Annotated in this window: 13 protein-coding genes; 9 read left to right on the top strand and 4 right to left on the bottom strand. The window is 72.5% G+C overall.

From position 1 onward, the window contains the following. Positions 1-67 precede the first annotated feature (67 nt). Positions 68-646 carry a carbonic anhydrase gene (locus ACIQMV_RS09625; protein WP_225075713.1) on the bottom strand — a complete coding sequence of 193 codons (579 nt, stop codon included), beginning with the start codon at positions 644-646 and terminating at the stop codon, positions 68-70. A 99-nt stretch (positions 647-745) separates the two neighbouring features. Beyond that, a complete protein-coding gene (gene zapE, locus ACIQMV_RS09630; protein WP_402592204.1) occupies positions 746-1,882 on the bottom strand; it encodes a cell division protein ZapE in 1,137 nt (378 codons plus the stop codon). Positions 1,883-1,919: 37 nt separating this feature from the next. On the opposite strand from zapE, the gene ACIQMV_RS09635 reads away from it, so the two are divergent. The 4 genes from ACIQMV_RS09635 to msrB all read left to right on the top strand — a co-directional run bounded on the left by ACIQMV_RS09635 (position 1,920) and on the right by msrB (position 5,303). Continuing rightward, a complete protein-coding gene (locus tag ACIQMV_RS09635; RefSeq protein ID WP_402592205.1) occupies positions 1,920-2,747 on the top strand; it encodes a pyrimidine reductase family protein in 828 nt (275 codons plus the stop codon). A 198-nt stretch (positions 2,748-2,945) separates the two neighbouring features. Further along, positions 2,946-3,419, top strand: a complete 474-nt coding sequence (locus tag ACIQMV_RS09640) for an indole-3-glycerol phosphate synthase (protein ID WP_172632809.1) — start codon at positions 2,946-2,948, stop codon at positions 3,417-3,419. A 73-nt stretch (positions 3,420-3,492) separates the two neighbouring features. Then, the gene (gene murC / locus ACIQMV_RS09645; protein ID WP_402592206.1) at positions 3,493-4,881 is read left to right on the top strand and encodes a UDP-N-acetylmuramate--L-alanine ligase; all 1,389 of its coding nucleotides are present in this window, start codon (positions 3,493-3,495) and stop codon (positions 4,879-4,881) included. A 14-nt stretch (positions 4,882-4,895) separates the two neighbouring features. Beyond that, positions 4,896-5,303, top strand: coding sequence for a peptide-methionine (R)-S-oxide reductase MsrB (gene msrB, locus ACIQMV_RS09650; RefSeq protein ID WP_141357193.1), 408 nt, complete (start codon positions 4,896-4,898; stop codon positions 5,301-5,303). A gap of 71 nt (positions 5,304-5,374) precedes the next feature. Here the strand turns inward: msrB and ACIQMV_RS09655 are convergent, their stop codons facing one another. After that, positions 5,375-8,227: a SpoIIE family protein phosphatase gene (locus ACIQMV_RS09655; RefSeq protein ID WP_402592207.1), complete on the bottom strand. Its 2,853-nt coding sequence runs from the start codon at positions 8,225-8,227 to the stop codon at positions 5,375-5,377. A 180-nt stretch (positions 8,228-8,407) separates the two neighbouring features. On the opposite strand from ACIQMV_RS09655, the gene ACIQMV_RS09660 reads away from it, so the two are divergent. From ACIQMV_RS09660 to ACIQMV_RS09680, 5 genes are all read left to right on the top strand, one after another. Then, complete coding sequence (locus ACIQMV_RS09660) at positions 8,408-8,773, top strand: DUF6479 family protein (RefSeq protein ID WP_141357191.1); 366 nt, start codon at positions 8,408-8,410, stop codon at positions 8,771-8,773. A 364-nt stretch (positions 8,774-9,137) separates the two neighbouring features. Next, the gene (locus ACIQMV_RS09665) at positions 9,138-10,334 is read left to right on the top strand and encodes an ABC transporter ATP-binding protein (protein ID WP_402592208.1); all 1,197 of its coding nucleotides are present in this window, start codon (positions 9,138-9,140) and stop codon (positions 10,332-10,334) included. Continuing rightward, positions 10,331-11,047, top strand: a complete 717-nt coding sequence (locus tag ACIQMV_RS09670; protein ID WP_402592209.1) for an ABC transporter permease — start codon at positions 10,331-10,333, stop codon at positions 11,045-11,047. Before ACIQMV_RS09665 ends, ACIQMV_RS09670 begins: the two co-directional genes overlap by 4 nt. Continuing rightward, on the top strand, positions 11,044-11,712 hold the full coding sequence (locus tag ACIQMV_RS09675) for an ABC transporter permease (RefSeq protein ID WP_141357187.1): 669 nt from the start codon (positions 11,044-11,046) through the stop codon (positions 11,710-11,712). The genes ACIQMV_RS09670 and ACIQMV_RS09675 overlap by 4 nt, the downstream gene beginning before the upstream one ends. A gap of 220 nt (positions 11,713-11,932) precedes the next feature. After that, positions 11,933-12,892 (top strand): ABC transporter substrate-binding protein, encoded by a 960-nt coding sequence (locus ACIQMV_RS09680; protein WP_402592210.1) that lies wholly within the window; start codon positions 11,933-11,935, stop codon positions 12,890-12,892. Between the two features lie 102 nt (positions 12,893-12,994). On the opposite strand, the gene ACIQMV_RS09685 is transcribed toward ACIQMV_RS09680, so the two are convergent. After that, positions 12,995-13,450 (bottom strand): tellurite resistance TerB family protein, encoded by a 456-nt coding sequence (locus ACIQMV_RS09685; RefSeq protein ID WP_402592211.1) that lies wholly within the window; start codon positions 13,448-13,450, stop codon positions 12,995-12,997. Positions 13,451-13,467 lie beyond the last annotated feature (17 nt).

Raw genomic sequence — 13,467 nt, forward strand, 5'->3', positions numbered from 1 at the left:
CGCTTCAACGATATGCCCGCTCCGAGGTCATGGTCGAGTCGCCGGACGGCCCCGGCTCACAGGCCCGTCACAGGGCCGTGAAGGCGTCCGTCCGCGGGCAGTGCGCCAGCACCGCGCCGGTGTGCACCTCGTAGTACCAGGCGTGCAGGGTGAGCCGCCCGTCCGCGAGCCGCTTCTCGACGCACGGGTACGAGCGCAGCCGCAGCAGCTGGGTCAGGGCGTGGCTCTGGACGCCCTCGGCGACGGCGGGGTCCTCGACGGCTCCGGTGGGCCGGGGTGTCGCGTGGGCCAGCCAGTCCCGTACGGCGGGCACGGCGTCGAGGTCGTCCCCGCGCACGAGGGCGCCGACCGCACCGCAGTGGGAGTGGCCGCAGACGACGATGTCGCCGACGCCCAGCACCTCCACCGCGTACTCGATGGTGGCCGCCTCGGCGGTGGGCCGTGCCGAGGCGTACGGCGGCACGATGTTGCCCGCGGTGCGCAACTCGAACAGCTCACCGGGCCGGGCGCCGGTGATCAGGGCCGGCACGACCCGGGAGTCGGAGCAGGTGATGAACAGGACCTCGGGGGACTGGCCCTCGGCGAGCCGGGCGAAGTCCTCGGGGCGCCGTCCGAACGTACGGGCGTTGTGGATCAGGGGCTGCATGGGGTGACTCCGTGTCTCCGGCGCGGACCGGCCAACGATCAAGAACTGGCCAGGGGACACGGTAGACCCCGGGGAGCCGTCCGCCGGGGCGCTGTCGCGTCAGTGCGTCTCGACGAGCCCCTTGGCGTCCCGGGCGAGGGCGGTCAGGCGGGATATCGCGCGGAAGTACTTCTTGCGGTAGCCGCCGTTCAGCATCTCCTCGCTGAACAGCCGGTCGAAGGGCAGCCCGGAGGCCAGCACGGGCACCTCGCGGTCGTAGAGCCGGTCCGCGAGCACCACGAGCCGCAGCGCCGTCGACTGGTCCGGCACCGGCCGCACGTCGGTGAGGCACACGGCCGCCAACCCGTCGGTCAGGGCGCCGTAACGGCTGGGGTGCACCTTGGCGAGGTGGTCCAGCAGGTGCGGGAAGTCGTCGAGCGAGGCGTTCTCGGTGGCGTACGCCGCCTTCGTCACCTGTTCGTCGGAGTACGGCGCCGGCGCCTCGGGCAGGCCGCGGTGGCGGTAGTCCTCGCCGTCGATGCGCAGCGCGCGGAAGTGCGCGGACAGGCCCTGGATCTCGCGCAGGAAGTCCGTGGCGGCGAAGCGGCCCTCGCCGAGCTTGCCCGGCAGCGTGTTGGAGGTGGCGGCGAGCGCGACGCCCGCGTCGACCAGCCTGCCGAGCAGGGTGGACACCAGAACGGTGTCGCCCGGGTCGTCCAGTTCGAACTCGTCGATGCACAGGAGGCGGTGGCCGGAGAGGGTCTCGACGGTCTTCTGGAAGCCGAGGGCGCCCACTAGGTTGGTCAGCTCCACGAAGGTGCCGAACGCCTTGCGGGCGGGCTCGGCCGGGGTGGCGTGCCACAGGGAGGCCAGCAGGTGGGTCTTGCCGACGCCGTAACCGCCGTCGAGGTACACACCGCGGGGCCCGGCACCGGCGGCCCTGCCCTTGCCCTTCGTCCTGCCCTTGTCGTCGGTCCTGCTCCTGCCGAAGCCGAACAGGCCGCGCCTGCCGGAACCGGCCGCGGCCGCCACGCCGAGTCCGGCGGCGAAGTCGTCCAGCACCCCGACGGCCTCGGTCTGGCTGGGCTGCTTCGGGTCCGGGATGTACGTCGCGAAGCGCACCGAGTCGAAGCGCGGCGGCGGCACCATCTCGGCGACCAGCCGGTCCGCGGGGACGTGCGGCTCGCGCGCGCACAGGGACAGCGGGGCCGCGGCGGTCAGGGAGCTGAGCCCGGAGGCGGTTGTGGAGGACGACACGGTTCCCCATGGTAAGCGGCGTGGAACACTGCACGTCATGCGACGCCTGTTCCCTGTGACCGACGAAACAGCAGCCCAGACCCCGGAGGGGGCGCACGGGGCCGGTGGTACGAGCGCGCCCGGCGCCCTCGTGGACCGGGAGTGGACCTTCGCCGAGCTGGCCGCCGCGTACGCCTACCCCGAGCGCGGGGTGGCGGGGCGGGAGCCGTGGCTGCGCGCCAACATGGTCGCCACCCTCGACGGGGCCGCCCAGCACGAGGGACGTTCGCAGCCCATCTCCAGCGCCGCCGACATGCGGATCTTCGGCACCCTGCGGGCACTGGCCGACGTGGTGGTGGTCGGCGCGGAGACGGTACGCCAGGAGGGGTACCGCCCGGCCCGGGCCCGGGCGGAGTTCGCGGCGCTGCGAGAGGCGGCCGGGCAGGGCCCGGCTCCGGCGATCGCGGTCGTCACGGCGAGCCTGGAGCTGGACTTCTCGCTGCCGCTGTTCACCTCGCCGCTGGTGCCCACGCTGGTCCTCACGGGCGCGGCGGCGGCCCCGGAACGGATCGCGGCCGCGGAGAAGGCGGGCGCCCGGGTGGTGATCGCCGGTGACGGCGCCGGCGTCGACCCCGCCCGCGCCGTGCGGGCGCTGGCCGAACTCGGTCACACCCGCCTGCTCACCGAGGGCGGCCCCCGCCTGCTCGGTCAGATGGTGGCGTCCGGCGTCCTCGACGAAATGTGCCTCACGCTCTCCCCGATGCTCACCGCCGGTGACGCCCAGCGCATCGCGAGCGGCCCCTCCGTCGCGGTCCCGCAACGCTTCACCCTGGCCTCCCTGCTGGAGGACGACGGCTTCCTGTTCGGCAGGTACCGCCGCCCCTGACCGGAGCCCCGCCGTCCGGCTGCCCGGGGGCTCGCGCTCCGGGCCAGCGGAATCAATTGTTCCGATCCGTGTGCGCCGGGTGCGCCAAATCCCGCGATACCCGTGCGATCACGGGGCAGGATGGTTTCCGCAGGGGCTGCTACGGCCCGTGGAGGGAGACGGAGGGTCCAGGGACCCTCGGAGGAGAAAGGGCGCCTGGTGTTCACAAGCGTATTGATGATCGAGAAGGCCCTGACGTCCGCCGACGTGGAGTTCGTCACCACCTTGCACGGCGAGGAGCCGGTGTTCTTCCACGTGCTGCTCCAGCCGCGCGGGGATCAGGCGGACCGGTTGCTGCGGGCCATCGACGACATCGCGCTCGGCGAACTCGACGAGGCGGCGCGCGAGGGCGAGACCCCGGAGGGCGCGGCCGCGAAGGGCGCCGGGGAGCAGGCCCTGGACGTGTCCCTCCTCGCGCTGCGCGCGGCGGGCAGCCGGGCCGACGGCCGGCTCGTCGAGGACCACCCGCTGGACGCCCTGAAGTCCCTGGTCGCCGAGGTCGACGCCGACGAGGTGATCGTCCTGACCGACCCGCACTACGTGGAGGAGTTCTTCCACCGCGACTGGGCCTCCCGGGCCCGCCACAAGGTGGGCGTACCGGTCCTGAAGCTCTTCTCCCACAGCAAGGCATAGGCTTGGGCGGCGCCCCCGCACGGGGGCGCTCGCACCGTCGTACCGCAGCCGCACCACCTGGGGAGAAAAGCGCATGGCACCCGGCCTTCCTACCGCCATGGACCGACCGCACTTCATCGGCATCGGCGGCGCCGGGATGTCGGGCATCGCGAAGATCCTCGCCCAGCGCGGGGCCAAGGTGGCGGGCAGCGACGCCAAGGAGTCGGCGACCGCGCAGGCACTGCGCGCGCTGGGCGCCACCGTGCACATCGGGCACGCGGCCGGGCACCTCGCCGACGACGCCAGCTGCGTCGTCGTCTCCTCGGCGATCCGCGAGGACAACCCGGAGCTGGCCCGCGCGGCCGAGCTGGGCATCCCGGTCGTCCACCGCTCCGACGCGCTGGCCGCCCTGATGGAGGGCCTGCGCCCGATCGCGGTCGCCGGCACCCACGGAAAGACGACGACCACCTCGATGCTCGCCGTGTCCCTCGGCGAGCTGGGCCTGCGGCCGTCGTACGCCATCGGCGGCGACCTGGACGCCCCCGGCTCCAACGCGCTGCACGGCGACGGCGAGATCTTCGTCGCCGAGGCGGACGAGTCGGACCGCAGCTTCCACAAGTACGCGCCCGAGGTCGCCATCGTTCTCAACGTCGAGCTCGACCACCATGCCAACTACGCCTCGATGGACGAGATCTACGAGTCCTTCGAGACCTTCGTGGACCGGATCGTCCCCGGCGGCACCCTGGTGATCGCCGCCGACCACCCGGGCGCGCGGGAACTGACCCGGCGTGTGTCCGGTGCGGTGCGGACGGTGACGTACGGCGAGTCCGAGGACGCCGACGTACGGATCCTGTCGGTCGTTCCGCAGGGTCTCAAGAGCGAGGTCACCGTCCTGCTGGACGGCGCCGAGCTCACCTTCGCCGTCTCCGTGCCCGGCCGCCACTACGCGCACAACGCCGTCGCCGCGCTGGCCGCGGGCGCCGCCCTGGGCGTCCCGGCCGCCGAGCTCGCCTCCGCGCTGGCCGCGTACACCGGTGTCAAGCGCCGCCTTCAGCTCAAGGGCGAGGCCGCCGGCGTCCAGGTCGTCGACTCCTACGCCCACCACCCGACCGAGATGACCGCCGACCTGGAGGCGATGCGCGCGGCCGCGGGCGACGGCCGGATCCTGGTCGTCTTCCAGCCGCACCTGTTCTCCCGCACCCAGGAGCTGGGCAAGGAGATGGGCCAGGCGCTGGCCCTCGCGGACGCCTCCGTCGTCCTCGACATCTACCCGGCCCGCGAGGACCCGGTCCCCGGTGTCACCAGCGAGCTGATCATCGCCGCCGCGCGGGCGGCGGACGCCGACGTGACGGCCGTCCACGACAAGGCCGAGGTGCCCGACGCGGTCGCGGGAATGGCGAAGGCCGGCGATCTTGTTCTCACCATGGGCGCGGGCGACGTCACCGACCTCGGACCGCGCATCCTGGACCGTCTGTCGAAGTGAGGGGCGCGAGACCCATGCCGTACGACGTCGAGAAGCCGGACGAGCAGTGGCAGGCCGAGCTGAGCCCGGCCGAGTACGCCGTGCTGCGCAAGGCCGGCACGGAGCCCGCCTTCACCGGTGAGTACACGGACACCAGGACCAAGGGTGTCTACTCCTGCCGGGCCTGCGGCGCGGAACTGTTCACCTCCGGCACCAAGTTCGAGTCCCACTGCGGCTGGCCGTCCTTCTACGACCCGAAGGACACCGACGCCGTGGAGCTGCTGGAGGACCGCTCCCACGGGATGCTGCGCACCGAGGTGCGGTGCGCGCGCTGCGGGTCGCACCTCGGGCACGTCTTCGAGGGCGAGGGGTACGCGACCCCGACCGACCAGCGGTACTGCATCAACTCGATCTCCCTGCGGCTGGTGCCGGACGAGGGCTGAGGCGGCGGGTCGCGGGTCCCGGCGGACGCCGGGACCCGCGACCGTGTCCGGGAGCACGGACGGCGCGCCCGTCACAACGCCTCGTCGTCCCACTGGTCGAGCAGCAGGTCGCCCAGGTCCCCGCCGGGCCGCGCCGACCCGCCGTGCAGCGGCTGTTCGGTCCAGATGACCTTGCCGTGGGGTGTGTACCTGGTCCCCCACCGCCGAGCCAGCTGGGCGACGAGGAACAGGCCGCGTCCACCCTCGTCCGTCAGGGCGGCCCGGCGCGGGTGCGGTGAGGTGCTGCTGCCGTCGGAGACCTCGCAGATGAGGTCGCGGTCGCGCAGCATCCGCACCCGGATCGGCTCGCTGCCGTAGCGGATCGCGTTGGTGACCAGTTCGCTGAGCATCAGCTCGGTGTCGAAACCCACCTCCTCCAGTCCCCACGCGTCCAGCTGCCGGGCGCACGCCGCGCGCACCGGGGCGACGGACGCGGAGTCGCGGGGCACGTCCCACTCCACGACGTCCGCCGGGTCCAGCAGCCGGGTGCGGGCCACCAGCAGTGCCACGTCGTCGCTGGGGCGCGGTGGCAGCACGGCGTCGATCACCTCCCGGCACGTCTCCTCCGGGCTCCGGTCGGGCCGGCCGGCCAGGGTGTCGCGCAGCAGGGCGAGGCCGGTGCCGATGTCCCTGTCCCGGTCCTCGACCAGCCCGTCGGTGTAGAGGACCAGGAGCGAACCCTCCGTCAGGTCCAGTTCGGCGGTCCCGACGGGCAGGCCCGCCGCCAGGCCGAGGGGCGGGGAGGCGGGCACCTCGGGGAAGACCACCGTGCCGTCGGGACGTACCAGCGCCGGCCCGGGGTGACCCGCGGTCGCCACGGTGCAGCGTCCGCCGGCGGGGTCGTAGATCGCGTACAGGCAGGTGGCCCCGGTGACCGTGTCGGCCTCGGCCTCGGCCGCCCGGTCCTGGTCGATCCGGGTGACCAGTTCGTCGAGGTGGACCAGGATCTCGTCGGGCGGCAGGTCGAGGGCCGAGAAGTTGAGCACCGCGGTGCGCAGGCGGCCCATGGTGGCGGCGGCGTGCAGACCGTGTCCGACGACGTCGCCGACGACGAGGGCCACGCGCGCGCCCGACAGCGGGATCACGTCGAACCAGTCCCCGCCCACGCCGCCGGCCTGCGCGGGCAGATAGCGGTGGGCCACCTCCAGCGCGTTCTGCTCGGGCCGCCCCCGGGGCAGCAGGCTGCGTTGCAGGGTCACGGCGACGCCGTGCGCGTGGGTGTAGCGGCGTGCGTTGTCGATGGACACGGCCGCCCGCGCGACCAGCTCCTCGGCGAGGGAGCGGTCGTCGTCGTCGAAGGGGCTGCGCCGGTCCGTCCGCCAGAAGTCGGCCAGTCCCAGCAGGACGCCCCGCGCCCGCATCGGTACCGCGATGAGCGAGCGGATCCCGTGGTCGAGGATCCTCGCGGCCGTCTCCGGGCTCTGGACCCGCCAGTCGCGGGCGGCGCCCAGATCGGCCTCCAGCACCGCGTGACCGGTCTCCAGCGCCGCCGCCATCGGGGTGCCGGGCACCCAGGTGATCCGCCCTCCGACAGGGAAGACGGGCGGGTCCAGGCTGTCGCCGAGGATGACCGTGCGGCGCATGTCCGCCGTGTCCGTCGGCTCGTCGCCGCGCAGGACGGGCTCCAGCAGCTCGACGGTGACCAGGTCGGCGAACCTGGGGACGGCGACCTCCGCCAGTTCCTCGGCGGTCCGTACGACGTCCAGGGCGGTGCCGACCCGCACACCCGCGTCGTACAGCAGCCGCAGACGCTCCTGAGCCTCCTCGACCCGGCCCGAGAGTGCGCGCAGCTCCGTGGTGTCCCGCAGCGTCGTCACACTGCCGGCCGGGCCTCCGGCGCGGTCCGTGAGACGGGTGTTGACGATCAGCAGCCGGTCTCCCGCGAGGAGCACCTCGTCGCTGGCCACCCGCCCGGAGGACAGTAGCTGGGCCACCCGCGGTTCGAGGCCGAGATCGGCGATCCGGCGTCCCTCCGCGTCCGCCGGCAGGCCGAGCAGCCGCCGCGCCTCGTCGTTGGCCAGGAGCAGCCGGCCCTCGCCCGAGAGGACGAGGACGCCCTCCCGCACGGAGTGCAGGACGGCGTCGTGGTGCTCGTACATCCGCGTCAGCTCGACGTGGCCCAGACCATGGGTCTGCCGCCGCAGCCGCCTGCTCGCCCACGCCGATCCGCACGTGGCCAGGACGAGCGCGCCCCCCACGCCGCCGAGCAGGACCGGCAACTGGTGCTGGACCGTCGTGTTCACCGTCCCGAGCGTGATCGCGACGCTCACGACGCCCGCGACCGAGCCGTCCGGCCGGAAGACCGGGACGATCGAGTCGACCGCGGGGCCGCGGCTCGCGTTGATGACCTCCGTGAAGGGCCTGCCCTCCATCGCCTGCTTGTACGGCCCTACGACGTGCTTGCCGATCAGGGCGGGGTCGGGGTGCGTGAGACGGATCCCGTCCGGCCGGTAGACGACGACGAAGGCCACACCCGTCCGCTTCCGGGTCTCCTCGGCGCGCGGCTGGAGGATCGCCGTCGGATCGCGGCTGTCGAGGGCCTGCGCCGTCCCGGGGGCACTGGCGAAGGACTCGGCGACGGAGCGGGTGCGGTGCCGGGCGTCCGCCAGGCTGTTGTTCCAGGTCTCGAGCACGAGGACGGCGCCCGCGGCGATGATGAGCACCAGCAGCATCACCATCTGGACGGCGAACGCCTGCGCGGCGAAGCTGCGCACGCCCGGCGTCGGGCGCCGCCGCCACGCGGGCGTGTGCCGAGGCCCGTGCGCGTCGCCGGTCCGAGTCCGCCGTCCCCGCTCCGGCTCCGGGTCCGCGCGGTGCCGGAGCGGACGACGGCCGGTGCGGACGTTGGACATCAGGATCCGGCATCGGTCGAGAAGTCCGGCCATGTGTTCATTTTCCAGCACCGGCGGCCACGGCGGAGTCACCGGCGGCTACCGGGGCGGCGGCCGCCCGGGGAGTCGCGGGCACTTTGCGGGGCACTCGCACGGTGGGACAATGTGGGACACAGGTGGCGTCATCGGCGCCACCGGCACTCTTCGCTTTCCTTGGTGAGGCGGGTGGAAGACATGGACATAGCCTCCTACGCCGTACTGGCCGTGGCGCCCAATGTGTGGGCCACCTTCGGCGCCTTCATCGGTGGACTCGTCATCGTGATCGCCTTGGTGTGGGCCGTCGGCATGGGCATCGGTGTGATGCGCCGCGAGCCGGACCGGCCGACCGAGGCGGAGCAGCCGCACCTGCCGGTCACCGGCGCCGTCCACGAGATCAGGGAGATGCGGGAGCTGGACGAGCTCCACCCGGACGACGGGGAGCGGCTCATGCCCTATGAGCTGCACGCCACCGGAACCCGCCGCAGTCAGGACCAGCACCGGCGGCGCTGGCACCCGGGCAGCAGCGGATCCTTCGGCGGTGGCGGCCCCGGCCGGACCTGACCCGGCCCCGGCCGCACCCGTCCAGGGGACGGGCCTTCGGGCCCGCCCCCGCCCCTTGCCGGGGCCGGGGCGCCGGGGGCGGGGCGGGGCGGAGACGTGGCGCGGATCGCGTAGGCCGACCGGTGTCGCGGGCGCGATGCTGGGTAGGCGTCGGTGTCGAAAGGCGCCACGGGGCCTGGGAACCGTCCGGTCGGGCGGGCCCGCGCGCCGGGCTCACAGCTTGCGCACGGTGCGGTTACGGGGGACGGGGGTGTCACGTGCGGTCGTCGCACGTCACAAGGTGCTCGGACCATTCCTGCAACGGCCCGCGCGACCTTGGCGGAGAGCGGACAGCTCCTGCCAGACCCGAAGGGTATTCGGCGTTTTGATACGGATAGATTCAGTCACCAAGCGGTATCCGGACGGCACGCTGGCTGTCGACCGGCTCTCGCTCGACATACCGGACCGCTCGATCACCGTCCTCGTCGGACCGTCGGGATGTGGCAAGACCACCACTCTGCGCATGATCAACCGGATGGTGGAGCCGACCGGGGGCACCATCCTCCTCGACGGCGTCGACATCCAGGAACAGCCCGTCAACGCCCTGCGCCGGTCCATGGGGTACGTCATCCAGCACGCGGGGCTCTTCCAGCACCGCACCATCGTCGACAACATCGCGACCGTGCCCCGCCTGCTCGGCTGGGGCAAGCAGAAGGCCCGGGCGCGGGCGGCCGAGTTGATGGAGCGGGTCGGCCTCGACGCCTCGCTCGCCAAGCGCTACCCGTACCAGCTCTCCGGCGGCCAGCAGCAGCGCGTCGGCGTGGCGCGGGCGCTCGCCGCCGACCCGCCGGTGCTGCTGATGGACGAGCCGTTCTCCGCCGTGGACCCGGTGGTGCGCAAGGGCCTCCAGGACGAACTGCTCCGTATCCAGGAAGAGTTGGGCAAGACCATCGTCTTCGTCACGCACGACATCGACGAGGCCGTCAAAATCGGCACGATGGTCGCGGTCCTGCGCACCGGCGGCCGGCTGGCCCAGTACGCCCCGCCCGCCGAACTGCTCTCCGCGCCCGCGGACGACTTCGTGGAGGACTTCCTCGGTATCGACCGCGGCATCCGCCGGCTGTCCTTCTTCGCATCCGGGGGACTGGAGTTGACGAAGACCCCGATCGTCACCGCCGACTCCACCGCCGAGCAGATCGCCGCCCGCGCCATCCCCGACGTGCCCTACCTCCTCGTCACCGACCCGGACGGCAGGCCCCTCGGCTGGAGCGAGCCGGGCGCGCTGGGCGACGGCCCCCTCGACGCCGCACGGCTCCTCTCCTACGGGCGGCCCTTCGAGTACGGCACCGATTCGCTGCGCGCCGCCCTCGACGGCGCCGTGCTCTCGCCGACCGGCTGGGCGGTCGCCGTGGACGGCACTGGCCGCGCGGTCGGCGTCGTCTCGCAGCAGACCATCGGCGAGGCGATCCGCAGCGCCCACGCCGAGGGGCGTACCGGGGCGGAGGCCGGCGCGGGGGCCGCGGCGGAGGCCGGCGCCGACGCCGGAGCGGAAGCCGGCGCTGAGGCCGGGGTCGCCGGATGAACCGATTCTTCGATATTCCGAGCGACCTTCAGCACAGCTGGTTCGGCCTGATCGGACTGCACCTGCGCGAGGCGCTGCTGCCGGTGCTGGCGGGTCTCCTCGCCGCCCTGCCCCTCGCCCAGCTGTGTGTGCGCTTCCGCTGGCTGTACCCGCCCGTGCTGGGTCTGACGACCGTGCTGTACGCGGTCCCGTCGCTGGCGTTCTTCGTCGTCCTCATCGACTACACCGGCCAGACCGAGCTCACCGTGATGATCCCGCTCGCCGTCTACAGCCTCGTCGTGCTCGTCCCGGCGATCGTCGACGGCGTCCGCTCGGTGCCGCAGGAGACACTGGCCGCGGCCACCGCCATGGGCCTGGGGCCCGTACGCCGGTACCTCCAGGTGCAGTTGCCGATCGCGGTGCCCGCCATCATCGCGGGGCTGCGGGTGGCCGCCGTCTCCAGCATCTCGCTCGTCAGCGTCGGGATGCTGATCGGCAACCAGGGCGCCCTCGGCAATCTGCTCCACGACGCGCAGATCTACAACCGGCCCGAACTCGCCTGGAACTCCGTCCTCACCACGGCGGCCCTGGCGGTCGTCGTCGACGCCGTGCTGGTCCTCGTACGCCTGCTGCTGACCCCCTGGATGCCGCGCGGCACCCGCCGCGGCACTCCCACGGACCCCGAGGCCCGGCCCGAACCGGCCACGCCCGCACGGGAGGACGCCGCCCGGTGAACGTACTCCACTTCGTCAACGCCTTCTTCAGCGACGCGGCCCACTGGAAGGGCTACGACGGCATCCCCACGCGCCTCGCGGAGCACGTCCAGTACTCCCTGATGGCCCTGGGCCTGGCCGCCGTCATCGGCCTGCCGGTCGGCCTGGTCACCGGGCACTACGGGCGCGGCGGCAACGCCCTCGCCCTGATCGCCACCGCCGGGCGGGCGCTGCCCAGCTTCGGTCTGCTGGTGCTGATGGTGATCCTGCTCGGCTTCGGCAAGATCCCCGTGATGATCCCGCTGGTCGTCCTCGCCGTTCCGCCGATCCTGATCACGACCTACGAGGCGATGCGCTCCGTCGACCCCTCGCCGGTGGACGCGGCCCGGGGCATGGGCATGGCCGAGTCGCGCGTCCTGTTCCAGGTCGAACTGCCCGTCGCCCTCCCGCTGATCCTCAGCGGACTGCGGTCGGCGGCCATCCAGATCGTCTCCACGGCCACCATCGCCGCGTACGTCAGCCTCGGCGGCCTCGGCCGGTACATCGTCGACGGCCTCTACCAGCACGACTACGAGAAGGTCGTGGGCGGGGCCACGCTGGTCGCCGTGATGGCGCTGGCGACGCTCGCGGTGTTCTGGGCGGTCGCGCGGGTGACGGTGTCGCCCGGGGTGCGCCGTGGCGGCTGACCGCGGGCGGCGAAGCGGCACCCCGGGGCCGGGGCGGATCCCCGGCCTCCCCGGGCGCCCTCCGCCCTCACCACCTGCCACGCATCGAAGCCGATCGGTGACCCGGCGCCTCTTGACTGACGAAGAAGCCGCTGGATTGGATCAAACGGCGGTGCTCGCGTCCCGCGTGCTGCCGCCGCTGCCATGTGCCCGACCAACCTCTCAGCCGGGAACGGGAATTGTGACTTCCAACACGAAGAGCACCAAGTCCAGCAAGAGCCACTTCGGGGCGGCCGCCGTCGCACTCGCCGCCTCCGCGGCGCTTCTCGCGGGGTGTTCGTCCGGCGGCTCCTCCGGCAAGGACCCGCTCGCGGAGGGCAGGGCGGGCGCCGGCACGGTCGTCGTCGGCTCCAACAACTTCGCCGAGAGCATCCTGATCGCCGACATCTACGGCGAGGCCCTGAAGGCCAAGGGCATCAAGGTCGAGTACAAGCCCAACATCGGCAGCCGCGAGACCACCTACGGACTGCTCAAGAACGGCTCGATCACCGTGCTGCCCGAGTACAACGGGGCGCTGCTGGCGTATCTCGACTCCAAGGCCGCCCCGAAGACGGTCGAGGCGACGACGGCCGCCATCGGCGCCAAGCTCGACTCCGGGCTGACGCTGCTCGAACCGGCGCCCGCGGAGGACAAGGACTCCGTCACCGTCAACGCCACGACGGCGAAGAAGTACGGCCTCACCGAGAAGTCCTCCATCGCGGACCTCAAGGGCGCCGCCAAGGACCTGGTCATCGGCGGCTCGCCGGAGTTCCAGGCCCGGCACCAGGGCCTCAAGGGCCTGAAGTCCGAGTACGGGCTGGAGTTCAAGTCCTTCAAGGCGCTGGACGCGGGCGGCCCGCTGACCCAGGCGGCGCTGAAGAAGAACACCGTGCAGGTCGCCGACCTGTTCACCACGGATCCGACCATCGCCAAGGAGAAGTTCGTCGTCCTTCAGGACCCGAAGAACCTCTTCGGCTTCGAGAACGTCCAGCCGCTGGTGTACAAGTCCGGCCTGGACCAGAAGGGGGTCGACGCGCTCAACGCGGTCTCCGTCAAGCTGGACACAGCCACCCTGCTGGACCTGGACACCCAGGTGCAGTCGCAGAACAAGGACCCGCTCGACGTGGCCAAGGCCTGGCTGAAGTCCGCGGGCCTCGACTGACCGACCGCGGTGGGGACGCCCGCGGGGCCGTGACACCGCCTCGCCGGGTACCGGACGACCGTCCGGCACCCGGCGAGGCGTCGAGCCGCGGGACCCGCCGGCTCAGAGGTCGAACTCGTGCGGCGGCAGCCCCAGGGCGAAACAGGCCTCGCGCACCATGGCCTGCTCGGTCTTGTCGAAGTCGCCGTCCGCGCCGCCGATGACGATGCCGATCTGGACGACGGCACGCGCCTCGGCGGGCTTCTTCTTCGCCTTGGCGATCTCCTGCATCACGCTGACCTTGCCGAAGTCGAAGTCCGCGGTCAGCCTGTTCAGGTTCTCCTCGAAGCGGCGGCGCAGATCGTCCGCGGGGAAGTTCTGCAGCACCTCGTTGGTGGCGATCAGCTGTGCGACACGCTGGCGCTCCGAAGGGTCGACGGTGCCGTCGGCGGCGGCCACGAGGGCGCACATCGCCATGCTCGCGTCCCGGAAGGCACCGCTCTTCAGGTCGTTCTTCTTCGCCACGAGCTGGGTCTGCATCTGCGTCGCGGAGTCCTTGATGCGGTCCCACAGGGCCATGTGCTCTCCAAGTGTGG

Source organism: Streptomyces sp. NPDC091412, from assembly GCF_044756885.1.
Lineage (GTDB): Bacteria > Actinomycetota > Actinomycetes > Streptomycetales > Streptomycetaceae > Streptomyces.

Coding starts and splice junctions, on each gene's coding strand:
- ACIQMV_RS09625 (WP_225075713.1), bottom strand. CDS start 646: ATGCAGCCCCTGATCCACAACGCCCGTACGTTCGGACGGCGCCCCGAG.
- ACIQMV_RS09635 (WP_402592205.1), top strand. CDS start 1,920: ATGCGACGCCTGTTCCCTGTGACCGACGAAACAGCAGCCCAGACCCCG.
- murC (WP_402592206.1), top strand. CDS start 3,493: ATGGCACCCGGCCTTCCTACCGCCATGGACCGACCGCACTTCATCGGC.
- msrB (WP_141357193.1), top strand. CDS start 4,896: ATGCCGTACGACGTCGAGAAGCCGGACGAGCAGTGGCAGGCCGAGCTG.
- ACIQMV_RS09655 (WP_402592207.1), bottom strand. CDS start 8,227: ATGGCCGGACTTCTCGACCGATGCCGGATCCTGATGTCCAACGTCCGC.
- ACIQMV_RS09660 (WP_141357191.1), top strand. CDS start 8,408: ATGGACATAGCCTCCTACGCCGTACTGGCCGTGGCGCCCAATGTGTGG.
- ACIQMV_RS09670 (WP_402592209.1), top strand. CDS start 10,331: ATGAACCGATTCTTCGATATTCCGAGCGACCTTCAGCACAGCTGGTTC.
- ACIQMV_RS09685 (WP_402592211.1), bottom strand. CDS start 13,450: ATGGCCCTGTGGGACCGCATCAAGGACTCCGCGACGCAGATGCAGACC.